Here is a 25887-nt window from a genome sequence, read left to right on the forward strand (position 1 = left end):
TCGCCCGGTCCGGCACCGCCACAGCGTGACCGATGGGGTTGGTCGAGCGCGATGCCCATCGAGGGAGATCACACCCGTGGACCGCACGCACGCCGGTGATCGGCCAGCCACTGACTGCGGGAATGTCCCGGTATGAACTCCGCTTCTCGGCGTCCACACAGGGCCATGCGGCACGATTTGGGTTTACTGCACGCACGCAACGTTGACTGGAGGCCGTCTGATGTCATGGTTCCGCCGCTTGGCACTGTCCCCCTTTATCAAGGCACACCCGCCGCGCAAGACGCAGCCTGCCCCGGCGGACCTGATTGCCGCCTATGCGCCGGTGCTGCCTGCCAGCCTGCTTGAACTCTGGCGCCAAAAAGGACTGGGGCACTATGGCGACATGCAACTTGCGCTGATCGACCCCCGGCAATGGCAACCGGTGCTGGATCGCTGGATCGTCTCGCCACCCGATGCGGCGCGGCGTATTCCGATCGCGCTCACCCCCTTCGGCGCGCTGCTGTACTACCGCAAGCTGACCGCCACCGACGAAGACGTGGTCTACCTGGACCCGGTCTCCAAAGACGCCGCTGACCTGAGCTGGAGCCTGGACGACTTCTTCAACCAGTCCCTGTGCGAGGCGGAATTCTGCGACTCCCTGATCCCACCAGCCCTGCTTGCCGCCGCACGCAAAGAGTGCGGGCCGCTCGCGGCGGGCGAGGTCTACGAGATTGATCAGATGATGTTTTCGATGCAGATGTTGCGGGTCAACAAGGTCGATGCGTTGGCGCTGCACACCCGGCTTCGCGATGCTGTCGACGGCCCTGCAACCGTTGCCGATGCAGCGACGACCAATGGTGAGGCGCTACCCGCAGCGCAGCGCTCCATGTTCGAGGGCCTCTTCAACGCGCCACAGTCCGGCAACGACCTGCACGGCGTGTACCTTTCGTCGTATATCGATTGGCATCGCATGCTGGCGCTCGAGCCCAACGGCCAGTATCGCCTGCTGTTTTGGAAAATCGATCATCGCAGCCTTGCACGCACCGATGTGCGTGCGTATGCGGGCCGCTATGCGGTGACGCAGACCGAGATTGGCGACGAACAGGTGACGCTCGATATTCGGTTGCGCAGCGACTCCAGTGGTAGCGATGCCAACGATGCGCAGCTGGTGGTCATGCGCTCGGGTACCGACATGTTTCTGCTGCGCGCCGACGAGCTGGCAGACATGGCAACGGCCATGGATGGCTCGAAAACGCTGGGCCGCAGCGAGTACTACTTTCGCAAGGTGGGGTTGGGCGATGCATTTGTCGAGGAGCCCTCCGGTGGACGCGCTGCGCCCCCGCTTGCCGATCTTCCACGCGCGTTACAGCAACGGGTGACTGCCGAAGCGATCATCGCCACCATCACCCATGTGGACGACGTCGACCCGGATGCTGAAGACGACGGCGCCGGCACCGTCATGTGCACATTGGACCGAGGCCAGGACGATGGGCTGCGCATGAACATGCCGCTGCGCTCGCCGCCAGACACCGGGCGCGCCCTGTATGGCTGGGTCTGGGAGATGCACCCTGCCGCGTGTCGGGTCGGCATCAACTATCAACGCGGCAGCGATGGCAAGGTGGAACATGGCCCTGTTGTCGGCGATGTGTTGACCAGTCGCCTGAGCGGGGAATGAGATGGCGGTGCGCAGCGCAGGCAGTGCTCGCAGCGCGGCAAGCCAGTCGCTTACTTGCCCATGCAGCGCTTCCAGCGCTCGTTCACGCGTTGCGCGAACCAGGCGGTGGTGAGGGTGCGGGTGATCTTGGGGCTTTCCAGCGTGATGCCGGGCAGCACCGCGCGCGGCAGCGGCTTGCCGGCACTGCGCTCGGCCAGCGCGAAGACCTGGCGATACAGCGCGGTGTCTTCGAAATCGGCAGAGTTGCCGGCTTCCAGGGCGCGGCGTAGCTGCCGGTCGCTCATCGCCAGCTGGCTGCCCAGGGCGCGTGCGGCGCGTTCGGTGCCGCCGGGCGCATCCAGGCTGGCACCCGGTGTCAGCAGGTCGCCGTCCAGGGTCAGCGCGATGCCGCTGGCCCTGCTCAGCGCCGCCTGGAAGGCGGCATTGCGGCTGGCGTACCAGCCGGCATTGAAGTCGGCAAAGCGGTACAGCAGGGCGTCGTAACTGGCCGGGTACCCGAGCAGGTGCCTGGTGCCGAACCACAGCCCGCCGCGACGGCTGAACACCTCGTGGCGGATCGAGTCGCCGGGCGGATACGGGTAGCGCTCGGCATGCTGCTCGGCAAACGCGATGCTGACCTGCATCGGCCCGGCGGTATGCACCGGGTTGAGCCCGTCGAACAAACGCGCGCCCAGCGGCACGCTGCCGGTGAAGTCTTCGAAGATGCGGCTCAGCTCCTGCTCGGTGCGCGCGCTCGCGATGCGCGTGGCATAGCTGCGGCCGTCGGGCGAGTCGATGCGCAGGGCGGCATCGACCATGAAGCCGGGGATGTGATGCGCGCTGGCGCGGCGGTCGATCTCGGCACGCGAAATCTTGCCGAGATTGGGTACCACCGGGTTGGCCTGGTAGGTCGACTCCTGCTCGGTCACCGCCAGCACCGCGCAGATGTGCTCGGCGCTGGTGTCCAGCCCCTGCGAGGACAGCGCCACGTAGACATCGTCGGCCCAGCCGTTGCGATCGCCCAGCGTGGCCGGCAGGCGCCGCGCGATGTCGGCCTTGACCGCGTCCGGGGAGCGCTGTGGCGCACGCGGCGCCTGGGTGGCGCAGGCCGACAGCAAGGCGACGGCGAGCAGCGTGAGCAGGCGGGGCAGGCGGGATGTCACGGCGTCTCCAGGATCCAGGGGGCGGCGGCAGGTGCCGTGTCGCAGTTTACGTGGCTGTCGCGGGGTGGTTGCATGCGGCGATGTGCAGCAGCCGCGACGGCGCGGGTCGCCCGCCGGGGCGCAGCGCTTGCCAAGGAGCACGGCCGCAGGCCGCGGTCATGCGATCTGCAGGCCGATTCAAGCCCGCTGCATGCAGGCCGCTATCGATCTTGACGCATAGCGTGGCGATCACATGACCTGCCGTGTTCGCCGGTCATCATGACCGCGTGTTTTTGCATCGAAGTGGCGTCAGTCAGACGCCGACATCGCCCCGATTCCACTGCCAGCCAACCATGGGAGAGCTCGAGTGCCGCAGCAGCCAGCAAACCCGATGCGGGCCGGGCGGCGCTTGCTGTGCACGGCAGCCATGCGGTGTGGCTCATCGTCGCCGTGAGGTGTCGATGAGCAGTGCGACGCCACGCTGGCGGCGCATGGCCGTGGGGATGGCTGCAATGCTGTTCAGCGCGATGCTGTGGGCGCAGCCGCAGCCGTGGAAGAGCATCGAGACCGCCGCGATCGACGACCCCAGGGCCGCCCTGCAGGCCGCCCAGGCCGCGTTCGAGCGTGCCCGCAGCGATGGCGACGCCGATGCGCAGTTCTGGGCCTTGCTGGCGCAGGCGCGGGTGCTGATTTCGCTGGAAGAGACCGAGCGCCGCCAGACAGTCCTGGCCCAGGCGCATGCGATGCTGGAACGGGTGCGCGGCAACGCGGCGCAGGCGCAGCTGTGGCTGGCGATCGTGCAGGCGCTCAGCGATGTGCGCGAGAGCCCCAACCGCGGCATGCTGGCGCGGCTGGAAGCGCTGCGTCAGCAGGCGCGCGCGCTGGGGCGCAACGATCTGCTGTGCGAGATCGAAGCGGTCGACATGTGGAGCATGCTCGCCTCCGGCAGCAGCGACGAGGCCTGGAACGCGGCGCAGGCCAGTTACCAGTGCGCAGTGCGCGAACACAGCTTGAGCCTGGAGCTGGATGCCCTGACCCAGCTCGGCTCGCTGGCCAGCCGCGTGGGTGGTCGTTCGGCAGAAGACAACGACGCCGAAGACTATCTGCTGCGCGCCCTGGCGCGCCTGCGCGGCCAGCCGGCACGCTTCCAGCGCAGCCTGATCGAATACGAATACGGCACCTCGCTGGCAGCGCAGCAGCCGGACGCGTCGCTGCTGCATTTCAGGCGCGCGCTGGCGCTCAGCCGCGAGCTGGGCGATCAGGCCGGCGTGGCCGCGGCATTGACTAGCGCCAGCGAGGTGCTGATCGACGCCGGCGATGCCGCTGCAGCACTGGCAATGGCGCGCGAGGCGCTGCCGTTGATGCAACGCCAGGGCAATGTCGGCCGCGTGGCCGCCTGCCATGCGGTGTTGTTGCAGGCATTGACCGCGCTCAAGTCCGGCAGCCTCGGCATGGAGATCATCGCGGCCCGGGCAGCGGACGACCCCAATCTGCCGTTGGTGCGGCGCGCGCGACTGCTCGATGCCATTGCGCAGGCACTGGCAGCGGAGGGGCGGCATGCCGAGGCCTACCAGGAACTGCAGCGCGCCAACACGCTGCGCGCGCAGAGCCTGGATCGCCAGCGCGATACCGTGATGCTGCGCCTGCAGGCGCGTTACGAAGATGCACGCCGTGGCGCGGAAACCGCCGAGCTGCGCCGCCGCAGCGAGACCGCGCAACTGGCGTTGCAAGCCCGCGAAGCCGGGCAACGCGCCTTGTGGATTGCGCTATGCGCGGCCTGCCTGCTGTTGCTGGGCGCGCTGGTGGTGCTGGCCTTCGGTGCGCGCCATCGAAGGCAACTCTCGCGGTTGGCGATGCGCGACGAACTCACCGGCCTACCCAATCGCCGCGCCATTCGCGCCGAGGCGCAGCAGCAGGTCGAGCAGGCGGTGCGCTCGCAGGTCCCGTGCATGCTGGCATTGATCGATCTGGACCACTTCAAGCTGATCAACGACATGCATGGCCACGCCGCCGGCGATGCCGTGCTCAAGGCGCTTGCCAGCGCCTCCAGGTTGGCGCTGCGCACGCAGGATCGGCTGGGCCGGCTGGGTGGCGAGGAGTTCCTGCTGGTGCTGCCGGGCTGCAGCGCAGAGGAGATTCCGGCGGTGTTCGCACGGCTGCGCAACGCGGTTGCCGCGATCGAGATCGCCGGCCTGCCCGCCAACCAGCCGGTGCGCTTCTGCATGGGCGCGGTGAGCGTCACTGCGGGGAGCGGCCTGGATGTGCTGCTGGGGCAGGCCGATCTTGCGCTGTACGCCGCCAAGACCGCCGGGCGCGATCAATGGGCGGTGGTTTGACTGCCGCATGCGCGGCTGCGCGGCGCCGGCTGCGACATCTGCGCGGGGCTGCGGCACAATCGTGCGGTGGCGCTGCCACGTTGCCTTCCGTCGATTGAGCGAACCGAGACCGCGTGCGAACCGATAGCCGCCTTTCCCGCATGCTGCATGTGCTGTTGCACATGGCCAGAAGCCAGCAGCCGATGACCTCCGAGCAGATCGCCGGCATGCTGTCGACCAATGCGGTGGTGGTGCGTCGGACCATGGCCGGCTTGCGTGCTGCCGGCTACGTGCAGTCGAGCAAGGGCCACAACGGTGGCTGGCATATCGCGTGCGACCTGACCCAGGTGACATTGCTGGACGTGCACCGTGCAGTGGGCGGCCCGCATCTGTTTGCGATCGGCGCCGATCACCCCAACCCGCAGTGTGGCGTGGAGCGCGTGGTCAACGCAGCCATCGCCGACGCGCTGGCCGAGGCCCAAACCGTGTTGCTGCAGCGCCTGGGCACGGTGACGCTGGCAACGCTGGCGGACGAGTTCGATGCACTGTGCACGGCAGCCGCGCTGCCCGCCGGTTCACCGACAGGCAAACGCAGGCGCTGACGCACACCAGCTGTTGCATACGCTGTTGTACATGGCGTGCAGCCGGGATGGCAGGCGCGCGGTGTGCCTGCGCTTGCAGTCCCATGCGGCATACGCATGCGCTTTGCGGCAGCTGGTCGGCATCGATCGCAGACAGGGCGCACTTAGCCAGGCGCAATCGCCAGGACGCTGTCGTTCCCGACATAGCGTGTATGTGCGCATCCGCGCAGCACCGCCACGCCGCACTGGCAAACAATGCATTCCTGCAGGTGACGACGCGAACCGCCGCCGATCACGGCAAGCGTGACAGCAGGCAGCGCATCAACCCTCGTTAGCACACGCAACCCGTCAGCCATCAAGCAGGTAGCAACGTCAGTACAGCGCGGTTGAATCGCCGGTCTTTTCATGTAACATCGAAAAGTACATAAAGCGGATTTCAACCGGGAGCGGACATGCAGCACGACGTGATCATCATTGGCGGCAGCTATGCCGGACTGTCGGCCGGGCTGCAGCTGGCGCGTGCACGGCGCGCAGTTCTGGTGATCGATAGCGGCCAGCGCCGCAATCGCTCTGCCACCACCTCGCACGGGTTTCTCAGCCGCGACGGTGCGTCGCCTGCGCAGATTGCCGAGACCGGACGCGCGCAGCTGCTGGCCTATCCGAGCGTGCAATGGGCCGACGGCCAGGTGATACAGCTACGCGGCGAGGCGGAAGCCTTCGAGGTGACGCTGGCCGATGGCTCCACGCATACCGCGCGTCGCCTTGTCCTGGCGATGGGGGGGGTCGATCGTCTGCCGCCGCTGGCCGGCCTGGCGCAGCGCTGGGGCACGCAGGTGTTCGTCTGCCCGTACTGTCACGGCTATGAGCTGGGCCAAGGCCGCATCGGCGTGCTCGCCACCTCCGCCTTTGCGGTGCATCAGGCGGCCATGCTGCCGGACTGGGGCGCAACACAGCTGTTCTTGAACGACGCGGTGGTGCTGGACGAGGCGCAGCACGCGCACTTGCAGGCACGTGGCGTGCACGTGGTGGGCGGCACAGTGGCGGCGCTACAAGGCGACGGCGACGTGCTGGAGCTGGTGTTGCGCGATGGGCGGGTCTGCGCGCTGGATGGCCTGTTCATCACCACCCAGACCGAGCTCAGTGCCTTGGTCGCATCGCTGGGATGCAGCACCAGCGATGGGCCGCTGGGCCGTCACATCGCGGTGGATGCCATGCAGGCCACTTCGGTGCCGGGTATCGCTGCCTGCGGTGATGTGGCCAACCCGGCGGCATCGATCGCCTTTGCGGTTGCCAGCGGCGCAATGGCCGGCGTGGCAACGCACCGCTCGTTGATGTTCGGTCTGAGCAGCTGAGCGGCGTGTTGCGATCGCCCCTGCAGACCATGCCGGCCTGCAGGGTTGATCGCGGCTGCGCTGCTTATTGGCTGACTTCCTGCATCGCAATCTTGTGCTGCTTGGCGTACGCGCGCTGCGCGGTATTCAGCGCTTCCATATCGGTGTTGAGCTGGGTGGACGCGGTCTCCAGATCCTTGGCCAACGGCGCCAGCTCGGCGTTGCCGTAGCCGTTGGGCAGGGCCGCCACGCGTTCGAGCGCGGCCATCATCGCGTCGGCACGCTTGAGGTAGGCCGACAGCTTGCCGTCCAGGTCCTTGGCGTTGTCGGGCACGCCCGCGGCCATGGCGGTATTGGCCTGCGCGTTGGCGGCCAGTGCCTTGCGCTGGCTGCCCAGTGCGGTCTTGTAGCTGTCCAGTGGCTTGTGCGCGATGGCATCGGCCACCAGGCTCTGCCCGCGATCGCCCGACACCCATGGGTCGATGATGGTGACTGCGCCATTCCAGACCGAGATGTTGTGCAGCAGGTAGTCGCTGGAGGAGAGCTTGGAGGCGCCGGTGGTGGTGCCGCCACCGCAGGAAGCCAGCAGCAGACTGAGAGAGACAAGCAGGAAAGTGGTGAACGTCTTCAAAGCGAAAGATCCTTGGTACGAGGCCGTTGTCGCCACTGCATGGCGAAGACGGCAAAAAGCCCAAGGAAGCGCCCGGACAATCCATGTTGCACTGTTGCTGGCCATCTTCCCTGAGACGAATGCAGCGTGGAGCATTCCATTCACTCTGAGCGAGTGCGCTGCGCCGTCAGTATAGCGGCAGCGCTCAGGCGGCAGGTGCGTGGCATGCGCTCGCTGCGCGCCCACCAGGTGTTGCATGCGTGCGATGGATGGCCTCGGCCGGTTGCGCTGCGCGTACACTGCGCCGCCACCATCGAACCGATGCCTGCGTGAAAAAGAAGCGGCCCAAATCACCGCCACCTGCGCCAGCTCCCGCAGCGTCCCGGATCCACGAATGGATCATCGGCGGGGGAGCCGTTGTCGTGGCAATCGCCTGCTGCATGCGGCTGTGGCTGGTGCTGGAGGCGATCGTCACGGGGCGCTATATCAGCGTCATCCGCGGCCGGCCGACCAGGATCTTTTACGCGGATGCAGACCCGCAGCGGTTCTGGATCGCCGTCTGCTGGGATGCGTTGCTGACCAGTGTGCCGTTGGCGATCATCGCCTGGTTCACCTACGTTGCCTGGACCACGTACCGACGCGGCAGGCGGTGACCTGCGTGGTCGTTCCACAGCATGCGCAACTGCGGTGCCGCGCTGTCGACGACGCGGCTGCGCAGGCGTGCGGCAAGCCGCTGTTGAGTACACGGTGTTGGTCAGCGGTCGGGTCACAAGGCCGTGGCAACCGTTTGCACCGATCGATGCCTGCGCATCATGCGGCCATCAGGGCTGTGTCTGCTTTTGCCTTTGCCTGCGTGATGGCGGCTGCGTCTCGCGCTTGGGCCAGGTGTCATAGCTGTAGACGAACTGCTTCTGATCGGCTCCCATGGTCGGGTCGCAGTGCCAGGAAGTGGCGACGCTGCCGGGTTCCAGCACGCCATCGACTTCGCGCACGGCCTGCGCTTCGAACGCGCAGATCGCCCCGTACAGCTTGATATCCCAGTCCGGCGCAGAGGTGGGGTGGGCGTGTTGCACCAGCACGATGTCGCTGCCGTGGAAGTGGTGCACCTGGGCGCCGTATTCGCGATTGATGCTGAAGTAGCACGGTGCGCCGATGCCCAGCGGGAGCACTTCGTCATCGCGCAGGATCGCGCACTTGCCGGCGTGTTCGCCCAGGCGAATCGTACGCCCGGCAAGGACCGCGGTGGTTACCGGATGGCGGGTGGTGACTTCGGACATGGGCTGCGGCGGCGGCGACGTCTGCGGCGCGGTCTGCGCGTGTGCGCCGGTCATCACCAACAGCGCGGCGAGCAACCAGGTCGGAAAGCGGATGCGCATGCAACGTCCTTGTCGTGGGCGCTGCAGTATCGCAGATCCGTTTGCTGGTCAGGCGTGGCTGGCACACCGGCTGCACTCCAGTCAGACGGAGGCGGCCAGCGCCCGGGTCGGCATCTGTCTGCTGCATTGCGGCTTCGCGTGCAGCGCTGACCTGCAGCTGGCGGCGACCGATCTGCGCGTTTTCAGTTGCGGCAAACATCCTGCAATCAGCGCCGCGCCGGCAGCGTCGCCAGCACACCATCCAACGCCAGTTGCGTGCTGAAGCCGGCCTTGCTCAGGCGTTTGCTCACTTCGTTGGGCACATCGCGCCCGCTGGTGAGCCGGTTGGGCGCACCGGTGTAATGGAACAGGCGCCCGCCACGCCGCAACACCCGCGCCAGCTGGTCGTAGAACAGCTGCGAATACAGCTCGCCGGCAATGCCGAAGCGCGGCGGGTCGTGCAGGATGGCATCGACCGAATCGTCTGCCAGCGTGGCGATGTGCTGCGAGATATCGGCGTGGGTCAGCTGCAGGCGTCCGCCGTAGGCGGCATCGTCCGGGTCCGGCGACCAGGGATTGAGCGTGCGCAACCACAGCACGTCGGCATTCTTTTCGAACGAGTGCAGCTGCGCCACCCCGGCTTCCAGGCTGCAGGCGGCGAAGTAGCCCAGCCCACCGCAGGTATCCAGCACGATCTTGCCGCGCGGGTCGACCAGCGCCACCTTGCGGCGCGCATCGTCGAACGGCGACAGCTGCGCCGACGGTAGCATCTTGATGCCATCGATCTCGAAGGTGGGCGCACCCCATTCGGTGGGAACGAGCTTGATCAGCGCACCGCTGAAACGCGAGATCGGGGCGAAATCGTCACCGTCCCAGAAGTACAGCGTGCGCTCCTTGAACTTGCCCGGATACGGGTAGCCCCTGCCGCGCCACTGCCAGGTCTGCGCATCCAGCTGCGCGGTGCCGGTACTGCGGCCCAGATCCAGCGAGCCGGTCCATTGGGTCAGACCGCTGCCGCGCGCGGCAAGCAGCGCCTGGGCATCGGAGGAAATGAGTAGTGGGCCGGAGTAGTGGGGCACGAGTCGCTGGTCTGGTGGGCGCGCGTCACGCGCGCTGCGGGTGCGAGGGATGGACTGGCATCGTAACCGACCCCATCACGCATGCGCATCCAGCGCAGCGCCGGCATGATGGCGCGGTGGCGCAGCGGCGCTTATCTGCAGCGACACGAGCCGCCGGGTCGTCTGCGACGGTGACGGTGCGATACATGAGCCGTCGTACCCGGATGCGTGCGCCGATTCCTCTGACGCACGCCGCACCGCATACTGCGCACTTGCCCCCATCGACATGTTGTCCGATTGGCGCCAACTGTGGAGGATCGGCAATGCTGAAGGGTGTGTTGTTGGGGTTTGCCTGTTATGCGGCCTATTCGATCAGCGATGCGTTCGTGAAGCTGCTGGAAGGCACGCTGCCGGTCTACGAAGTGCTGTTTCTCGGTGCGCTGCTGATGCTGGTGGCTGTGCCATTTTTGAAGAAGCCGGACGACCGGTTGCGCGAACTGGTGATGGCCAAGCAACCCAGCCTGTGGCTGTTGCGTGCGCTCACCGGTGCCATCGGCAATCTGACCTCGGTGATTGCGTTCACCACCTTGCCGATGGCCGAGGCGTTTGCATTGATCTTCCTGATGCCGATCTTCGTCACCGTGCTGTCGGTGGTGTTCCTCAAGGAAGAAGTGCACTGGCGGCGCTGGTCGGCAGTAATCGTCGGCTTCATCGGTGTATTGATCGTGCTGCGCCCGGGCTTTCGCCATCTCACCCACGGGCATGTGGCTGCGATCGTGTGTGGCCTGGTCGGTGCGATCTCGGTCATCACGCTGCGCATGGCCGGGCATAGCGAAAAACGCCTGACCTTGTACGGCGCCGGGGTGATCGGCCCGTTGGTGATGGGCGGGATCATGATGTTGCCGACCTTTGTCTGGCCCACGCTGTCTCAGTGGGGGTTGTTGGCCGGCTACGGCCTGCTTGCCGGCCTGGCAGCGATCTGCCTGATGTACGCCACGCGCATGGCGCCGGTGAGCGTGGTTGCGCCCACCCAATACAGCCAGATGCTGTGGGCGATCGCCTTCGGCTACCTGCTGTTCCACGACCACCTGGACTGGCCGATGGCGGTCGGCATCGCACTGATTCTGGGCGCAGGCCTGTTCACGCTGATCCGTGAGGAGCAGGTGTCGCGGTGGTGGCGGCGGACGAAGATTGTTTGAGAGCGGGGATTGGGGAGTCGGGATTGGGGATTGGGGATTGGTAACGGCGTCAAAGCGTGTTGTCGCTGGTGTCACTTGCCGCTGCCAATCCCCAATCCCGACTCCCCAATCCCGGTTTTTACGGGGGCGCAGTGGATTCCTTGCGTGGCGCGCGCCAGGTTTCAACGATGCGCGCGTACTCGCCGCTGGCCTTGCTCAGGTGCAGCCACTGGTCGACGTACGCTTTCCAGGGCTGGTCGTTGCGCGGTAGCAGGAAGGCTTTTTCGCCGTATTGCAGCGGCTGCTCCGGTGCGATTGCGCACAGGCTGGGCAGGCGTGCCTGCTGGTGGAGCGCTTCGGAGGCGTCGGTGATCATCACGTCCGCGCGCTGCTGCAGCAGCTCCTGGAAGATGGTGGTGTTGTCGGCGAACAGGCGCAGGTGCGCGCGCGGCAATTGTTGGCGCGCGAAGGCCTCGTTGGTGCCGCCGGGCGGTTCGATCACGCGCACCTCGGGTCGGTTGAGTTGCGCCAGGCTGCGGTAACGCGCCTGGTCGGCGCAGCGCACCAGCGGAATCTTGCCGTCCACATCCAGCACCGCACTGAAATTGGCCTGGCGTTGCCGTTGCAAGGTGACCGAAATGCCGCCGACCGCGATATCGCAGCGATCGGCGAGCAGGTCGGGCATCAGTTGCGGCCAGCTGGTGCGGACGAACGCCACGCGCGCGCCCAGGCTGCCGGCCAGCGACTGCGCCAGGGCGATATCGCTGCCCTCGAACTGCCCGTCGGCACGCAGCAGCGAATAGGGGCGATAGTCGCCGGTGGTGCAGACCCGCAGCACGCCGGATTGCAGCACCGCATCCAGGCGTGAGGCAGGCTCGGGCGCGGCTGCGTGCGCAAGGCCGCAGCTGAGCAGGAACGCAAGGCAGATGCGATGGCGCATGGCGTGGCCTCGAAAAATTGCGGCCATGATAGTCGTGGCCGATGTGGCGTGGCCGACGTCAACGGCATGTCAGCACGATCCTGCCCGGGATCACGGTGCGGTAGCGCTGCGATGCGCACTGTCGGTGCTTCATTCGAACCGATCGGAGTCACCTCATGCAGCTCAATCCACGCACTGCGCGTCCGATGACCACCGCCATTGCCGGGCTGTCGGCACACGGCACGCCCGATCCGGATACCAATGAAGACGAAATCCCGCTGGAAGAACAGACTCCGCAGCAAGGCGGTTTGCGCGAGGAGGTGGGCGATCTGGAAGAAGACGACGATCAGGCGTTGCCCGGCCGCGTCGGTGGCGGGCTTGCGGGTGGTTGATGCGGGGGGTAAGAGCGGCTAACCAAGCACTTGAGTAGCCACCAGGCGTGTGCGGCCGACACTGAGATTCTTCAGCATCGTCTGGATGCTCCCAAGCCGGATGGTCGAGGGCGCGATGCCCCCGTCAAGGGAACTGCACATGCCCGGGTTCGAAGTACACCGGCTTGTTGCCGTCTTCGGGCAGCGCGGGGATCGTGTCCAAGATGGCCTTGCCGCGGATATCGGTGATCCGAATGGACAAGGGCTGGTTGCCGAGCTGCTCGCCGAGGAAGTGGTTGTAGTCCATCTTCTGCAGGCTCTTCCAGCTGCTGCCTTGTTTCACTTCGAACTTGACCACCGGGTAGGCGTGATTGCGCACCTGGATCGCCGCCCACCAGCGCGAGCTGCCTTCCTTGATGCGGTATTGCACGTTGCCGGTGGTGGGTGCGCGCACGATCTTCCAGCTGATCGGGATGCGCCCCTGCACGGTGTCGCCGATGGCCGCGAAGGCGTTGGGCGATAGATCCAGGCCGCCCGATGCGCCCTCCGGGTATAGGTCGGTGACGTAGACCACGGCCTTGCCCTTGGGCCCGGTCACTTCCAGATAGGCGCCGGCCAGTGCGGCCCTGACCCCGCCGAAGTTCATCTGGGTGGGGTTGAGCGCGGTGATGAAGGCATTGCTCGGAATGGGATCCAGCAGCACCGCGCCGCCGGAATAGCCGGAGCTGGTGTAGGTCGCGGTGCCGGTGAAGGTGCTGTTCCAGCCGGTGGCCTTGCTGGCATCCGCGGCAGCGGCCGTCTTCGCCGACGGCGTGGCGGCGCTGGCGCTCGTCAGTCCCCAGGCCTGATGCAGGACCTGCAGCTTGTCGGCACGCGGGTTGCCATCATTGGCGAGCAGGCCACCGTTGTTGGCATTGCCCACCTCCCAACTGCCGAGCACGGCACTGCGCATGCCGGTGTTGCGCAGATACCCGCTCAGTGCGTGTTGCCATGCCCGGTCGCGTGGATCGCCATCGCCCAGGCCTCCGCCCAGGCTCACCGGCAGCACCGCGTGATTGGCCGAGAATTGTCCGAAATCGCGCTGCCAGCTCGCCGGCAGGCTGCGCGGAAAGTCGGCCGCTGCAAACGCGTCCGCCGCGTCGCGATCCGGCCCGGCCAGCTTCGGCATCAGCAGCAGATGTGCGCGCGGAATGCGCAGCGGCACGCAGGCGAGCGGCTGCAGATTGCTGCCGGCGGCCTTGCGTGCGGAATCGCTGCAGAGCGCGTCGTTGCCCACGCCTTCCACACCGATCACCCAGGCCGGCGCCTGCTTCAGCACCGCGGCCGCTGCCCGCGTAGCGATGCGGTTCCAGTCGGTGTCTGCCGTATTGCCCGCCCAGTTGGCATTGCGGTAGCCGCTGCTGCCCAGGTCGATCCCGAGCATGCCCGCGGTGCTGCCGTAGCGGCGCGCGAGCAGGCCCAGGCCCTCCATCCAGGCGTTGTGCTGCGTGCCGAGCTGCGGCGCCGCGTCATCGCAAGCGCCATCGGCGAAAGCGAGCAGCACCTGCATGCCGCGTTGGGTGCTGGCGCGCACCACGGCGTCGAGCAACTGCAGGGAAGTGAGGCCAGCCAGCGCGGGGTCGCCGGCCACCTCGGCGGCGGCCACCGGCCTGGCTTGCAGGGTTGCCGCACAGATCGGCACGCGCACGGTATTGATGTCCGATGCCTGCATCTGATCCAGCAGTTGCTGCAGCGTATTGCTGCGCAGTCCGGTGGCCGCCAGCGCTGCGCGATCGAAGCCGGGCCAGGTCACGCCGCGTACCTGCAGCGCCTGGCCGCGCGCATCGGTGAGGTGTCCGCGTGTGTCGACCTGCACGGCCAGTGCGGTCACGGGAGTCAGCAAGGCCAGGCCAAGCAGTAGATGCGTATGCGCGCGCATGGGAGTGTCCTGAGGAATGGCCTGCGCAGGAGACCAGCGATCGTCATCTGCGGTCCGTGCGCCGGGTCAAGGAAGCGGGCAGGAGTGTGGGAGCCGCGGCAGGCGAGCGGCCGCAATGCAACGGGGGTCGCGGTTTGTGCGGGATGCTTGATGCGCCGCCGCTGTCGGCGGTATGTACTTGATGCATCGCCGACCAGCGGTGGCCATGTTGCGCTGCGCGGGTGACGGACGTAGCGGCAGGCATGCTGCGGACGTGGTCGACCGGCTATGCTCGTGCCCTGGTAGTGCATGTGCGTGCGCAGCGCGAGTGGACAGCATTGCAACGCGGCAGTGCCAGGCAGGGCGATGACTGCTCCGGCGATGCGGTGCGCGCATCCCCGGTGGCTGTGGTTCCTCAGTGAACGCAGCGGTGGACGCGAAGATATGCAGCGCACCACGATGGGGCAAGCCAACCACCCTTCGCCGGCGCACGCTGCGGCCTACCCGGCGCGGCAGCGCAAACCGCTGGTGCGCGCTGCCGCGATCTCGTATTTTTGACTGCTTGTTCACTTGCCGGTGCCGTGCCCCATGTCCGATCCGTCCGCGCCCGATCATCTGCAACGCAGTCTCTCCAATCGCCACCTGCAGCTGATCGCCATCGGTGGCGCGATCGGCACCGGGCTGTTCATGGGCTCGGGCAAGACCATCAGCCTGGCTGGCCCGTCGATCCTGTTCGTCTATCTGATCATCGGCGCGATGCTGTTCTTCGTGATGCGCGCGATGGGCGAGCTGCTGCTGTCCAACTTGGAGTACAAGTCCTTCATCGACTTTTCCACCGATCTGCTCGGGCCGTGGGCCGGGTTCTTCTGCGGGTGGACGTACTGGTTCTGCTGGATCATCACCGCCATCGCCGACGTCATCGCGATCGCCGCCTATGCGCAGTTCTGGTTTCCCGGATTGGCGCCGTGGATCCCGGCCATCCTGTGCGTGCTGTTGCTGCTGAGCCTGAACCTGGTGACGGTCAGGTTGTTCGGCGAGATGGAGTTCTGGTTCGCACTGATCAAGATCATCGCCATCTGCGCCTTGATCCTCACCGGCGCCGGGCTGGTGGCCTGGGGCTTCCGCTCGCCGTCGGGCAATGTGGCCTCGCTGTCGAACCTGTGGAACGACGGTGGCATGTTCCCGATGGGCATTGGCGGCTTCTTTGCCGGGTTCCAGATCGCGGTGTTCGCCTTCGTCGGCATCGAGCTGGTCGGCACCACCGCTGCGGAAACCGCAGACCCGCGCCGCAACCTGCCCAAGGCGATCAACTCGATCCCGGTGCGCATTTTGATTTTCTACGTGCTGGCGCTGATCGCGATCATGGCGGTGACGCCGTGGCGGCAGGTGGTGGCCGACAAGAGCCCGTTCGTGGAGCTGTTCGTGCTGGCCGGCGTGCCGGCGGCGGCGAGCCTGATCAACTTCGTGGTGCTGACCTCGGCCACCTCGTCGGCCAACAGCGGCATCTTCTCCACCAGCCGCATGCTCTACGGCCTGGCCGAGGAGCAGCACGCGCCCAAGGGTTTTGCCAAGCTCTCGCGTGCGGCGGTGCCGGCACGTGGCCTGCTGTTCTCCTGCCTGTGCCTGTTGCTGGGCGCGATGCTGGTGTACCTGATCCCCAACCTGGTCACTGCGTTCACGCTGGTCACCACCTTGTCGGCGGTGCTCTTCATGTTCGTGTGGTCGCTGATCCTGTGCGCCTACATCGCGTACCGGCGCAAGCGGCCCGAGCAGCACGCGGCCTCGGCGTTCAAGATGCCCGGTGGCGTGTTGATGTGCTACGTGTGCCTGGCGTTCTTCGCCTTCGTCATCGTGCTGCTGACCTTGCAGGCCGACACGCGCCAGGCCTTGCTGGCCAGCCCGGTGTGGTTCCTGATCCTGGCGATCGGTTATGCGGTGAAGCGGCAGCAGACGCGCAGCGGCTGAGCGCGCGTACCAGCCAAGACATCCACCGAAGACCTCATCAAGGCCCCGCACCGCGGGGCCTTGGCGTCTGTGGCTGCACGGCGCTGCGATAAAGGCCACTGGCAGCTAAGCGCGTTTTGCGCGCGACGTTGACGCGGATCGGGTGGAACGGGATGCTCGCCGCCATCCATCGCCACGGCCCATCGCATGATCACGACGCACCCGATTGCCGGAACACAGCACACGCAAGGTTGCTGGGTCGACCTGTGCCAGGCCAGCGCGCAGGAACTGGCGCAGGCCGCAGACAAGGTGGGCTTTGCGCTGCCGGATCGCGCGGCCATCGGCGAGATCGAATTCTCCAGCCGGGTGCGGCGCCAGGGCGAGGTGCTGTTTCTCAACGTGCCGCGCTTTCAGGACGACGATGGCCCGACTGCGCCGCTGGGCTTTGCGTTGTCGCCGACCATGCTGGTGACCCTGCGCGAGCAGCACATGGGCTCGCTGGATGCGGTGGCCGCGCGTCTTGCACATGAGCCCTGCCATAGCGCCGACGACCTGCTGTTGCGCATCTTCGACCAGTTGGTGGGGCGCCTGGCAGACCGGCTGGAATCGCTGGAAGCCGAGGTCACCGACACCACCCGGCAGGTGTTCGACAACCCGCACAAAACCAAGGACCTGGAGCGCATGCTGCATCAGGTCGGAGGCATGGGCCGGCGTCTGGGCGGGCTGCACAATGCGGGGCAAGGCCTGCTGCGCCTGGTCACCTATCTGGATGACGCCGCGCCGGACTGGTTCGGTGCCGATGCGGCCAAACGCATCGGCTTGCTGCACAAGGACCTGACCACCTTGAGCGAGTTCCAGCAGCACATGGACGACCGCATCGAGTTCCTGCTCGACAGCGTGCTGGGCATGATCAACATGGACCAGAACAACGTGATGAAGGTGATGGCGGTGGCCTCGGTGGTCGGCATTCCGCCCACCGTGCTGGTCGGCATCTGGGGTATGAACTTCGCCTACATGCCCGAGCTCAAGTGGCACGACGCGTATTACTGGGCGCTGGGCGTGATCGTGCTGAGCATGCTGGTGCCGCTGGCCTGGTTCCGCAAACGTGGCTGGGTGTGATGCATCAGAGCCGGAAACCGTAGGAGCGCACCAGGGCGCGATGCGGCTTTACCGGGACGACGCGGCGTTACCGGGAAGGCCCTCGCGCCCAGGGGCGCTCCTACGGGGTGCCGTCAACGCAATCATCTGTTGCCTACGGTTGCGTGACTACGCAATGCCAGGCTAGGGCAGCCCGGTAGCTGTGCAGCGCGCGGCAGACTGCAGGAAACCCGTAGGAGCGCACCTGGGCGCGACGCGGCGTTACCGAGACGACGCGACGTTGCAGGGAAAGCCCTCGCGCCCAGGGGCGCTCCTACGAGGAGCCGTCAACGCAATCATCCTTTGCCTACGGTGGCGTGACTACGCAATGCCAGGCTAGGGCAGCGCGGTAGCTGTGCAGCGCGCGGCAGACTGCAGGAAACCCCGTAGCAGCGCACCTGGGCGCGATGCGGCGTTACCGGGACGACGCGGCGTTACCGGGAAGGCCCTCGCGCCCAGGGGCGCTCCTACAGAGTGCCGTCAGCGCAATCATCCTTTGCCTACGGTGGCGTGACTACGCAATACCAGGCTAGGGCAGCGCGGTAGCTGCGCAGCGCGCGACAGACTGCAGGAAACCCGTAGGAGCGCACCAGGGCGCGATGCGGCGTTACCGGGACGACGCGGCGTTACCGGGAAAGCCCTCGCGCCCAGGGGCGCTCCTACGAGGAGCCGTCAACGCAATCATCCTTTGCCTACGGTGGCGTGACCACGCAATGCCAAGCTGGGTCAGCGCGGTAGCTGTGCAGCGCGCGGCAGACTGCAGGAAACCCGTAGGAGCGCACCTGGGCGCGATGCGGCGTTACCGGGACGACGCGGCGTTACCGGGAAGGCCCTCGCGCCCAGGGGCGCTCCTACAGGGTGGGCTGGGATGCGCAGCTGTCACTGCGCACTGCGCCGAGACCGGAAAACTGCCCAGCTGCGTAGCGTGCAACCAGGCGAGACGCATTGTTGATTGCTGCCGGGCGGCCTGGATCAGCCCTTGGCCTGGAAGCTGGCTTCCTCGTACGGCTGCACCACCACCCAGCCTTCGCCGGCAAAACGCATCTGCAGGCTTTCGCCCGAGCCACGGCCGAACAGCGTGCCGATCGACACGTCGGTGACCAGCTCCGGGGACAGCGTGCCCGACCAGGCCACGGTGGCATTGGGGTCGGTGAACACCGGGCCGCTGGCGGCGGTGACCGGCAGGGTCAGCGGCTCGTAGTGCGAAGTGATCGCCACGATGCCGTGGCCGCTCAGGCGCACGTTGAACAGGCCGCCGGACAGCATGCCGGCCACCTTGCGCATCATCGTGATCTTGTGCTCGACGCCGGATTCGAACGCCAGCACGTCGTTGCCGTTGACGAAGATCGCTTCGCCATTCAAACGCAACAAGGTCACCAGCTTGCCGAGGTCGGCCAGATACACCCGGCCCTGGCCTTCGGCCTTCATCAGCTGCATGCCTTCGCCGCTGACCGCCTTCTTCAGCAGGTTGCCCAGGCCCTGCTCCAGCAGCCCCTCGCGGGTGAACTTGACGTTGCCGGTGCGCGCGACCATGGCGCCGGCCTTGGACCACACCATGCCGTCGAGGCGCACCTCCAGCAGGTGCGGATTTTCCAGTTCGAACGGATCGGGGCTGACGTCCTTTTCCTTGGAATGGGCGAGAAATTCGTTGAGCGTGCGTACGGCCATGGGTCCGTCCTGGAGGGTGAAAGAGTGCGCATGATACGCGGCAGGCCTGTATCTTCGAAGCATACTGGTGTGCGCGTCGCTGTGCGTCTGCACAGATGGCGCGCCGATGTTGCGGCGCACATGGTGCTCAGTCAGCGCGTCGCGCGCGATGACTGCTACAACCAGGCGACCCTCCATCAGGATCTATGCGTGGTGGCGAAGTGGTACTGCAGCTTTTTGCAGCGTCATGGATGCGGGTTGGCATCGACGCACTGCACGGCGATGAAGAGATGACGCCGATACGCCACTGGTGCAGTGACTCTGTGCGCGCCACGTTACGACGTATGCAATCCCAGCTGCATTACACAGTTCGGCACGAAGGCACGTCGCAAATAAAACAACCGCTCGGTTTGCACAACGCTTCTGAGATCGGCGTCGGATTCGCGGCATTGCTAGCCGAGCTAGATTGCTCCTACAGAAAACGTCTTTACGTTATTCAAGGAGTGGGGCGATGCGCGTTGTGGGTGGCAGTCGAGTGGAAGGTGGCAGGTCTGGAATGTCGCTGCGTGGTGGCGCGATTGCGTCGCTGTTGGCCCTGGCCGCTGCTGCCACTGGCTTGCATGGCGCAGCCGCGCAAGCGGCAGTGGGGCCGGGTGTGGTGAGCGGCGACACCATCGTGCACGATCCGTCGATGCTCAAGCTGAGCGATGGGCGTTACTACATCTACGCCACCACCGGCGTGGTCACCAGTACCGACCGCACCAAGTTCAGCAATGCGGGCGCGATCTTCAGCAGCATGCCGAGCTGGGTACGCAGCTACAACCCGGACAACCAGTTGTGGGCGCCGGATGTGTCCTTCCACGGCGGCAAGTATCTGATGTATTACACCGCCTCCAAGTTCGCCACCAATACCTCGGCGATTGCGCTTGCCAGCAGCAGCACCGGCAAGCCTGGCTCGTGGAAGGATCAAGGTATCGTCTACACCTCCAAAAGCAGCGACGACTACAACGCCATCGACGGTAATCTGGTGGTGGATGGCAATGGCAAATGGTGGTTGGCGTTTGGCTCGTTCTGGTCGGGGATCAAGCTGATCCAGCTCGATCCCGGCACCGGCAAGCAGCTGTCCGGCAACACGACGCGCTACAGCCTGGCGAGCCGGCCGTCCCCGGGCGCGGTGGAGGCGCCTTTCATCCAGCAGGCCAATGGCTGGTACTACCTGTTCGTGTCGTTCGATGCGTGCTGCAAGGGCGCCAGCAGCACCTACAAGATTGCGGTGGGGCGTGCGCGCTCGGTGACCGGGCCGTACCTGGATCGCGCCGGGGTGGACATGCGCAACGGCGGCGGCACGGTGATCCAGTCCGGGTTGGGCAGCATGCATGGGCCGGGCGGGCAATCGGTGTTCCGCGATGGCGACGGCGACATCCTGGTCTACCACTACTACGACGACCGTGGCGACGCGCGCCTGGGCATCAACCGGCTGGGTTATGACGGCAGTGCATGGCCGGTGGTGCAGTAGCAGCAATCAATCGAACACGCTGCTGCGCGCTGCACTGGCGCAGCGATCAGGCGATGTTTGTTGCAGCGATCCGCTGGCGTTGCCGACTGCCAGAACCGCGAGGCTGCCAGCGCCACCGGGCATGCCCGGCAGTGGCTGGCGCACGCTCAGCGCGTGGCCGCTTCGGGCTTGCGCACGCGTTTGACCGGCGCCGGCTTGGTCGCGGTGTCCGGATACAGGTTCAACAGCATCAAGGTGACGCCGTTGGTCCAGCCGAAGCCGTCCTGCAGCGCGTATTCGCCACCGCCACCGCCGGCCGCGTCGGCTTCCAGGCCGTATTTTTCGACCAGCTTGTGCTCGCGCGCGAACAGCGCCTGCACCTGGGTGAGGAAGCGCTCGCCGATGGTGCGCGCCAGCGCGTCTTCGCCGTAACGGCGCAGGCCGTCCACCGCCACCCATTGCAGCGGTGCCCAGCCATTGGGCTCGTCCCACTGCTGGCCGGTCTTCACTGCAGTGGTGGCCAGGCCACCGGGGCGTAGCAGGCGCGCGCGCACGGTGCTGGCGGTGCGTTTGGCGTGCGCGTCGGTTGCCAGGCCGGTGAACAGCGGATACAGCGCCGCGGCGGTGACCTGGTCGCTGAGCTTGCGGGTCTGCCAGTCGTAGTCGGCGTAGTAACCGGCCGCGTTCCACAGGTGCGCATCGATGGCCTGCTTGCGGCGCAGTGCCAGCGCCGCATAGTCCTGCGTGCACTCGGCACCCGGCTGCGCACAGGCCTGGGCCAGGGTGCGCTCCAGGTGATACAGCAGGCTGTTCAGGTCGATCGGCACGATGGCGGTGGTGCGGATGGTGCGTAGGTTCTGCCCATCGGCCAGCCAGCGGCTGGTGTAGTCCCAGCCGCTCTCGGCACCGGCGCGCAGGTCGCGGTAGACCTCGGCGGCCGGGCGGTCGCCGGCCTCGGCGGCGGTGCGGGTGTCGTGCAGCCAGGCTTCCGGGCGCGGAGTGTCGCGCTCGTCCCAGTAGCGGTTGAGCAGGCTGCCATCGGCCAGACGCACCACATGGCGCGCGGCCTGGCCGGGCTGCAGGTCTTCGCTGCCCTGCATCCAGTAGGCGTATTCCTTCTGCAGCTGCGGCAGGTAGCGCTGGTAAACCGCTTCGCCTTCCACGCCGGCCTGCAGTTCCACCATGTAGGAGAAGAACGGCGGCTGCGAGCGGCTCAGGTAGTAGCTGCGATTGCCGTTGGGGATATGCCCGTAGGTGTCGATCAGGTAGGCGAAGTTGTCCAGCATCTGGCGGCTGAGCGTGGTCTCGCCGCTCTTCACCAGGCCCAGCATGGTGAAGTAGGAATCCCAGTAATATACCTCGCGGAAGCGCCCGCCCGGCACCACGTATGGATGCGGCAGCGCCAGCAGGCTGCTGTAGGGCGGCACGTGGGTCTGGCTGCGCACCAGCTTGGGCCACAGCTCGTCGATGTGTTCGCGCAGCGCGGTGTCCTGGCGGATCGCGTCGGTCTGCACCGGCGGCGACTCTTCGAAATTGGCGTCCACGAACTTGCGCAGGTCAAAGCCGGGGTGATCGTGCTGCGCCAGATAGTCGGCGTTGATCAGCGCCGGGTCGCGCAGCGGCAGGAAGTCGACGAAGTGCTTCTGGTCGTCGAACAGCTCGCCGCTCTGCACCGCCTGGAACAGTTCCGGGTAGGCCAGGTCGGGCGTGGGCGGCGTGGCCGCCGGTGCGTTGACGACCGGAGTGTCCATGGGCGCGGCGGTCAACGTGCAGGGCGCCACGAACATGCTCAGCGACAGGCCAAGCAGCGACGTGCAGCACGGGGGCGCGGCAGAACTCATGGCATCTCCAGAACGGGCAGTGACGTGCGGCATGGTAAACGACCGAAGTGGCGGGCGGGGCCGGACGACGGTGTCGGCAGGCCGACAGGCTTCGCACGGAGACGACTGGATTCAGCAAGGTGATCCGGCGCGGGGCTGCAGGTGGCTGCGCGGGTTGCGTTGCCGATTCAGGCCTATCGGCCCGGATCGAGGCAGCTTGAGCCACGTGCGGACCGCGTCGGATTGCCGACATCGCTGCAAGATGCGCGCCACAGCGCGCGGCGGGTGGGCGGCACTGCCAGTGCACGGCAGCCGGTGCGCGTGTGGACTGGCCGGTGGCAGCTCGGCCTTGCTCGCCTGACCGATTGCAGCGGCGTGGACGCACCGGTGGCACGCCGAACAAAGCCAGGCGGCTTGCTGTCCTTATGCGTCAGCCTTGGCGCGGCCGACCGGTCTGCAACAAACGCTGCAGCTGCAGCGCGTTGGGCACCGCCAGCCCGGCGGCGGTGTTGTCGAAGATCACCCAGCGTTCTGCCTGCGGATGCGTCGCGTCCTGCGCTGCGTTGCGCACCGCGTCGGCCAGTGTCTGCAGCGCACTGGCGTCGTAGCTGCTGTAGTAGATGCGCGCTGCGCCATGCCAGCGCCAGTACTGCGGGCCGGCTGTCGCACCCGGTGTGGCGGCGTCCGGCACCGGCGCCGGATCGGCGGCGCAGCGTGCGATGCGGTGGCGTGCCAGCAGCGCCTGTGCCTGCGGGAGAAACCAGCTGGCATGGCGCGGTTCGCAGACCACGCCGCCGTCCCAGCGCCGCCGCAGCATGGCGAAAGACCTGGCCGCCACCGGCGCATCGAACATAGCGCTGGGCGGCAGTTGCAGCAGCAGGCAGCCCAGTCGCGTGCCCAGCGCACCGGCCTGGGCGAGGAAGGCATCCAGCAATGCGCCGGTACCAAGCAGGCGTGCATCGTGGCTGATGCTGCGCGGCAGCTTGACCGAAAAGCGGAAATCCTCCGGCACGCTGTCGGCCCAGCGTGCGTAGGTACTGGCACGGTGCGGACGATGGAACGAGGAGTTGATTTCCACCGCATCAAAACGTGTGGCGTAGCGCTGCAAGACGCTGGCACCATCGCCGAATGCGGCGCGGTCGGCGGCCGGAATCGACCAGCCTGCGCAGCCACAGCGCACGCGCGGCAGGGCGATGGATGAACGAGCCTGCATGAGGTGTACGCAAGACGGGTGGGCAGCACTCTATGCATGCGCGCATGTCAGCGTTGCGTGTGCACTGCGCTCACGGCCGACTCACCGACGACTTCGATACTGGGCGCATGCCAGAAGGTCCTTCCCTTGTCATCCTGCGCGAACAGACCGAAGCGTTTGTTGGCCGCAAGATCCTGCGCGTGTCCGGTAACAGCAAGCAGGACATCGCGCGGCTGGAGCAGCAAAAGGTGCTGGCGTTACGCAGCTGGGGCAAGCACTTCCTGATCGAGTGTGCGCAGTTCAGCGTGCGCATCCACTTTCTGTTGTTCGGCAGTTATCGCATCGACGAGGACAAGCCGAATGCGGTGCCGCGTCTGCGCCTGGAGTTTTCCAAGGGCCAGCGATTGAACTTCTACGCCTGTTCGGTGCAGTTCATCGAGCGCCCGCTGGATGAGGTCTACGACTGGACGGCGGATGTCATGAACCCGCTCTGGGATGGCGCGCAGGCACGGCGCAAGTTACGCGCCGCACCCGGCATGTTGGCCGCCGATGCATTGCTGGACCAGACCATCTTTGCCGGCGTCGGCAACATCATCAAGAACGAAGTGCTGCACCGCATCCGCGTGCATCCGGAAAGCACGGTGGGCGCATTGCCAGCGCGCAAGCTCGGCGAGCTGGTCACCCAGGCGCGCGACTATAGCTTCGACTTCTACAGCTGGAAAAAGGCCTTCGTGCTGAAGAAGCATTATCAGGTGCATACCAAAACCAGCTGCCCGCGCGACGGCGCGCCGCTGCAGTATCGAAAGCACCTGGGCAAGGCCGGGCGGCGGGCGTTTTTCTGCGAGGTCTGCCAGCGGCTGTACCGCCCGGAGGATGGCTGAGGTACGTGCGCATACTGGCCAGCCGGCATCGACCGCCGTAGGGCGAACGACCGCCGGCACAGCCTGCAGGATCCATACTGCCGGGGCAGGGCAGTGCCTGTCGGCAAGCAGCGGGCGTCGGCCGCCACGCTCGCTAATGTGAATGGCGGCTGGCGCCTGCGGCCCAAACAACGAATTTCAAACGCGCGCAAACGCCACGCCCGCTAGATTTGCGCGTCCTGCACCGGGTTCACGGTGCGGCGTGCGCATCTCTCATCTCATCGGTCTCCCGCATTGTGATTACCCGCAGGAAGGAAACGCTTGTCCCGCATGTCGCCGCTGTCGCATGCACGGGCGCCATCCTGTTCTTTCTTGCCTGTCTGTTGCTGTATATGCCACCGCCACGCAACACGGTGCGACACGACGACAGTTTGCAGGTGTATTTCGTGCCGCGCCCGCAGTTGACGTTGCCGGCGCCGGCGCCGGCGACACCGCCGCAGCAACGCGACTCCACACCGCGCGCGGCCCCTGCCGCGGCCTCATCCGCGCGCAGTGCGCCACCGCCGACACGCACCCCACCGCCGCAGCGGCAGGTGGCGGCCGCCAACGCGCCCGCTGGCGAATCGATGGCGGCCCAGCTCTACACCCGCGAAGGCCGCTTGCGCATGCCGCGCGATGCGCAGGTCGACTCGATGGCGCAAGCCGGCGCCGCGGTGCCACCGGGCATGGCCGACGAACGCGCGCAGGCCAAGGCGCGCAACGTGATGGAACGGGTCAATCCGGTGCAATACCAGGACACGCGCTTTGCCAAGGACTGGAAGAGCGACGGCACGCTGGGCGATGTGGCGATGCAGGAAATGAATCGCGGCATGAAGAAGTTCAACGACATGCTCAACGGGCCGCAGACGCAGGTGGCCAAGGCGCGACCACCGCCGGATGTGCGCTTCAACCCCGCGCTGGCGGGCAATCAGGCCGAGATGGGCAGCGAGGCGACCGGCGATGCCTATAAGGCCGCGCCGATCGCGCACGAGACACCGCCCGATCTCAAGGGCGAAGCCAGCCGCCGCATCCGCGAGGCGCTGGCCGCGCTGGAGCAGCGCAGCGCGCGTTGCGATGCGTCCAAACGCAAATCCCTGTTGTCGCCGGTGCGCACGCACCTGGGCGATCTGGAGCGTGCCGAGCACGCCTTGAACAACGGCGCCGACCCGGTGATGGCCGCACAGATGCTGCCGCGCCAGGCCGACAGCGCCTACGATCTGGCCCGTCGCGCGCTGTGGTACGCGGACCGCCAGTTGAAGCAGTGTGCGATCGGGTGAGTGGGGCAGTGGCTGCGGTTGGGTGCAGCTGACCAGCAGTGGCGGGCAAAACCTCTCTAAGGCTGTACCGATGGCGGCAACGTATC

The 25887-nt window shown here is 66.5% G+C and carries 21 protein-coding genes; 12 read left to right on the forward strand and 9 right to left on the reverse strand.

Annotated features, from left to right (window positions below; translation table 11 throughout):
* Positions 1 to 220 precede the first annotated feature (220 nt).
* Positions 221 to 1654, forward strand: a complete 1434-nt coding sequence (locus tag DGN21_RS02995) for a GAD-like domain-containing protein (protein ID WP_065032153.1) — start codon at positions 221 to 223, stop codon at positions 1652 to 1654.
* Between the two features lie 50 nt (positions 1655 to 1704).
* Here the strand turns inward: DGN21_RS02995 and DGN21_RS03000 are convergent, their stop codons facing one another.
* The gene (locus tag DGN21_RS03000; RefSeq protein WP_046345610.1) at positions 1705 to 2796 is read right to left on the reverse strand and encodes a DUF1615 domain-containing protein; all 1092 of its coding nucleotides are present in this window, start codon (positions 2794 to 2796) and stop codon (positions 1705 to 1707) included.
* A 440-nt stretch (positions 2797 to 3236) separates the two neighbouring features.
* On the opposite strand from DGN21_RS03000, the gene DGN21_RS03005 reads away from it, so the two are divergent.
* The 3 genes from DGN21_RS03005 to DGN21_RS03015 all read left to right on the forward strand — a co-directional run bounded on the left by DGN21_RS03005 (position 3237) and on the right by DGN21_RS03015 (position 7023).
* On the forward strand, positions 3237 to 5111 hold the full coding sequence (locus tag DGN21_RS03005; RefSeq protein WP_102255609.1) for a GGDEF domain-containing protein: 1875 nt from the start codon (positions 3237 to 3239) through the stop codon (positions 5109 to 5111).
* 140 nt (positions 5112 to 5251) lie between these two features.
* A complete protein-coding gene (locus tag DGN21_RS03010; protein WP_221202421.1) occupies positions 5252 to 5692 on the forward strand; it encodes an Rrf2 family transcriptional regulator in 441 nt (146 codons plus the stop codon).
* Positions 5693 to 6123: 431 nt separating this feature from the next.
* On the forward strand, positions 6124 to 7023 hold the full coding sequence (locus tag DGN21_RS03015; RefSeq protein ID WP_160955223.1) for an NAD(P)/FAD-dependent oxidoreductase: 900 nt from the start codon (positions 6124 to 6126) through the stop codon (positions 7021 to 7023).
* 64 nt (positions 7024 to 7087) lie between these two features.
* On the opposite strand, the gene DGN21_RS03020 is transcribed toward DGN21_RS03015, so the two are convergent.
* A complete protein-coding gene (locus DGN21_RS03020) occupies positions 7088 to 7633 on the reverse strand; it encodes a hypothetical protein (RefSeq protein WP_160955222.1) in 546 nt (181 codons plus the stop codon).
* A 419-nt stretch (positions 7634 to 8052) separates the two neighbouring features.
* On the opposite strand from DGN21_RS03020, the gene DGN21_RS03025 reads away from it, so the two are divergent.
* Positions 8053 to 8265, forward strand: coding sequence for a hypothetical protein (locus DGN21_RS03025; RefSeq protein ID WP_016902961.1), 213 nt, complete (start codon positions 8053 to 8055; stop codon positions 8263 to 8265).
* A gap of 168 nt (positions 8266 to 8433) precedes the next feature.
* Here DGN21_RS03025 and DGN21_RS03030 read toward each other — a convergent pair whose 3' ends face one another.
* Together DGN21_RS03030 and DGN21_RS03035 are read right to left on the reverse strand one after the other, a co-directional pair.
* Positions 8434 to 8988 carry a hypothetical protein gene (locus DGN21_RS03030; protein WP_237475020.1) on the reverse strand — a complete coding sequence of 185 codons (555 nt, stop codon included), beginning with the start codon at positions 8986 to 8988 and terminating at the stop codon, positions 8434 to 8436.
* A gap of 206 nt (positions 8989 to 9194) precedes the next feature.
* On the reverse strand, positions 9195 to 10046 hold the full coding sequence (locus DGN21_RS03035) for an SAM-dependent methyltransferase (RefSeq protein WP_160955221.1): 852 nt from the start codon (positions 10044 to 10046) through the stop codon (positions 9195 to 9197).
* 302 nt (positions 10047 to 10348) lie between these two features.
* On the opposite strand from DGN21_RS03035, the gene DGN21_RS03040 reads away from it, so the two are divergent.
* Entirely contained in the window at positions 10349 to 11224 is an 876-nt protein-coding gene (locus DGN21_RS03040) for a DMT family transporter (protein ID WP_046345616.1), read from the forward strand.
* Between the two features lie 118 nt (positions 11225 to 11342).
* Here DGN21_RS03040 and DGN21_RS03045 read toward each other — a convergent pair whose 3' ends face one another.
* Entirely contained in the window at positions 11343 to 12143 is an 801-nt protein-coding gene (locus DGN21_RS03045; protein ID WP_160955220.1) for a transporter substrate-binding domain-containing protein, read from the reverse strand.
* A 155-nt stretch (positions 12144 to 12298) separates the two neighbouring features.
* On the opposite strand from DGN21_RS03045, the gene DGN21_RS03050 reads away from it, so the two are divergent.
* Entirely contained in the window at positions 12299 to 12514 is a 216-nt protein-coding gene (locus DGN21_RS03050) for a hypothetical protein (RefSeq protein WP_024937810.1), read from the forward strand.
* A gap of 124 nt (positions 12515 to 12638) precedes the next feature.
* Here DGN21_RS03050 and DGN21_RS03055 read toward each other — a convergent pair whose 3' ends face one another.
* Entirely contained in the window at positions 12639 to 14411 is a 1773-nt protein-coding gene (locus DGN21_RS03055) for an expansin EXLX1 family cellulose-binding protein (RefSeq protein WP_160955219.1), read from the reverse strand.
* A 567-nt stretch (positions 14412 to 14978) separates the two neighbouring features.
* Between DGN21_RS03055 and cycA the strand changes: the two genes are divergently transcribed.
* Both cycA and DGN21_RS03065 read left to right on the forward strand, forming a co-directional pair.
* Positions 14979 to 16355 carry a D-serine/D-alanine/glycine transporter gene (gene cycA / locus DGN21_RS03060; RefSeq protein WP_039523314.1) on the forward strand — a complete coding sequence of 459 codons (1377 nt, stop codon included), beginning with the start codon at positions 14979 to 14981 and terminating at the stop codon, positions 16353 to 16355.
* 186 nt (positions 16356 to 16541) lie between these two features.
* The gene (locus tag DGN21_RS03065; RefSeq protein ID WP_046345619.1) at positions 16542 to 17453 is read left to right on the forward strand and encodes a CorA family divalent cation transporter; all 912 of its coding nucleotides are present in this window, start codon (positions 16542 to 16544) and stop codon (positions 17451 to 17453) included.
* 990 nt (positions 17454 to 18443) lie between these two features.
* Here the strand turns inward: DGN21_RS03065 and DGN21_RS03070 are convergent.
* Complete coding sequence (locus tag DGN21_RS03070; RefSeq protein WP_039523320.1) at positions 18444 to 19139, reverse strand: AIM24 family protein; 696 nt, start codon at positions 19137 to 19139, stop codon at positions 18444 to 18446.
* 535 nt (positions 19140 to 19674) lie between these two features.
* Between DGN21_RS03070 and DGN21_RS03075 the strand changes: the two genes are divergently transcribed.
* Positions 19675 to 20634 (forward strand): arabinan endo-1,5-alpha-L-arabinosidase, encoded by a 960-nt coding sequence (locus DGN21_RS03075; RefSeq protein ID WP_179464529.1) that lies wholly within the window; start codon positions 19675 to 19677, stop codon positions 20632 to 20634.
* A gap of 146 nt (positions 20635 to 20780) precedes the next feature.
* Here DGN21_RS03075 and treA read toward each other — a convergent pair whose 3' ends face one another.
* Complete coding sequence (treA, locus tag DGN21_RS03080; protein WP_102583366.1) at positions 20781 to 22454, reverse strand: alpha,alpha-trehalase TreA; 1674 nt, start codon at positions 22452 to 22454, stop codon at positions 20781 to 20783.
* Between the two features lie 409 nt (positions 22455 to 22863).
* Positions 22864 to 23646 (reverse strand): DUF72 domain-containing protein, encoded by a 783-nt coding sequence (locus DGN21_RS03085; protein WP_160955216.1) that lies wholly within the window; start codon positions 23644 to 23646, stop codon positions 22864 to 22866.
* A gap of 107 nt (positions 23647 to 23753) precedes the next feature.
* Here DGN21_RS03085 and DGN21_RS03090 point away from each other — a divergent pair, with 107 nt between their 5' ends.
* Entirely contained in the window at positions 23754 to 24506 is a 753-nt protein-coding gene (locus DGN21_RS03090) for a DNA-formamidopyrimidine glycosylase family protein (RefSeq protein ID WP_104541886.1), read from the forward strand.
* Between the two features lie 275 nt (positions 24507 to 24781).
* Positions 24782 to 25801, forward strand: coding sequence for a hypothetical protein (locus tag DGN21_RS03095; protein WP_160955215.1), 1020 nt, complete (start codon positions 24782 to 24784; stop codon positions 25799 to 25801).
* Positions 25802 to 25887 lie beyond the last annotated feature (86 nt).

Source organism: Xanthomonas sp. MLO165, from assembly GCF_018831305.1.
GTDB classification, from domain to species: domain Bacteria; phylum Pseudomonadota; class Gammaproteobacteria; order Xanthomonadales; family Xanthomonadaceae; genus Xanthomonas; species Xanthomonas arboricola.

What these genes read in the sequence shown, in the direction of transcription:
- DGN21_RS03030 (WP_237475020.1), bottom strand. Translation starts at nt 8,988, where the DNA reads ATGCGCATCCGCTTTCCGACCTGGTTGCTCGCCGCGCTGTTGGTGATG.
- DGN21_RS03065 (WP_046345619.1), top strand. Translation starts at nt 16,542, where the DNA reads ATGATCACGACGCACCCGATTGCCGGAACACAGCACACGCAAGGTTGC.
- DGN21_RS03025 (WP_016902961.1), top strand. Translation starts at nt 8,053, where the DNA reads ATGCGGCTGTGGCTGGTGCTGGAGGCGATCGTCACGGGGCGCTATATC.
- DGN21_RS03015 (WP_160955223.1), top strand. Translation starts at nt 6,124, where the DNA reads ATGCAGCACGACGTGATCATCATTGGCGGCAGCTATGCCGGACTGTCG.
- cycA (WP_039523314.1), top strand. Translation starts at nt 14,979, where the DNA reads ATGTCCGATCCGTCCGCGCCCGATCATCTGCAACGCAGTCTCTCCAAT.
- DGN21_RS03050 (WP_024937810.1), top strand. Translation starts at nt 12,299, where the DNA reads ATGCAGCTCAATCCACGCACTGCGCGTCCGATGACCACCGCCATTGCC.
- DGN21_RS03045 (WP_160955220.1), bottom strand. Translation starts at nt 12,143, where the DNA reads ATGCGCCATCGCATCTGCCTTGCGTTCCTGCTCAGCTGCGGCCTTGCG.
- DGN21_RS03040 (WP_046345616.1), top strand. Translation starts at nt 10,349, where the DNA reads ATGCTGAAGGGTGTGTTGTTGGGGTTTGCCTGTTATGCGGCCTATTCG.
- treA (WP_102583366.1), bottom strand. Translation starts at nt 22,454, where the DNA reads ATGAGTTCTGCCGCGCCCCCGTGCTGCACGTCGCTGCTTGGCCTGTCG.
- DGN21_RS03085 (WP_160955216.1), bottom strand. Translation starts at nt 23,646, where the DNA reads ATGCAGGCTCGTTCATCCATCGCCCTGCCGCGCGTGCGCTGTGGCTGC.
- DGN21_RS03070 (WP_039523320.1), bottom strand. Translation starts at nt 19,139, where the DNA reads ATGGCCGTACGCACGCTCAACGAATTTCTCGCCCATTCCAAGGAAAAG.
- DGN21_RS03075 (WP_179464529.1), top strand. Translation starts at nt 19,675, where the DNA reads ATGTCGCTGCGTGGTGGCGCGATTGCGTCGCTGTTGGCCCTGGCCGCT.
- DGN21_RS02995 (WP_065032153.1), top strand. Translation starts at nt 221, where the DNA reads ATGTCATGGTTCCGCCGCTTGGCACTGTCCCCCTTTATCAAGGCACAC.
- DGN21_RS03090 (WP_104541886.1), top strand. Translation starts at nt 23,754, where the DNA reads ATGCCAGAAGGTCCTTCCCTTGTCATCCTGCGCGAACAGACCGAAGCG.
- DGN21_RS03005 (WP_102255609.1), top strand. Translation starts at nt 3,237, where the DNA reads ATGAGCAGTGCGACGCCACGCTGGCGGCGCATGGCCGTGGGGATGGCT.
- DGN21_RS03055 (WP_160955219.1), bottom strand. Translation starts at nt 14,411, where the DNA reads ATGCGCGCGCATACGCATCTACTGCTTGGCCTGGCCTTGCTGACTCCC.
- DGN21_RS03010 (WP_221202421.1), top strand. Translation starts at nt 5,252, where the DNA reads ATGCTGCATGTGCTGTTGCACATGGCCAGAAGCCAGCAGCCGATGACC.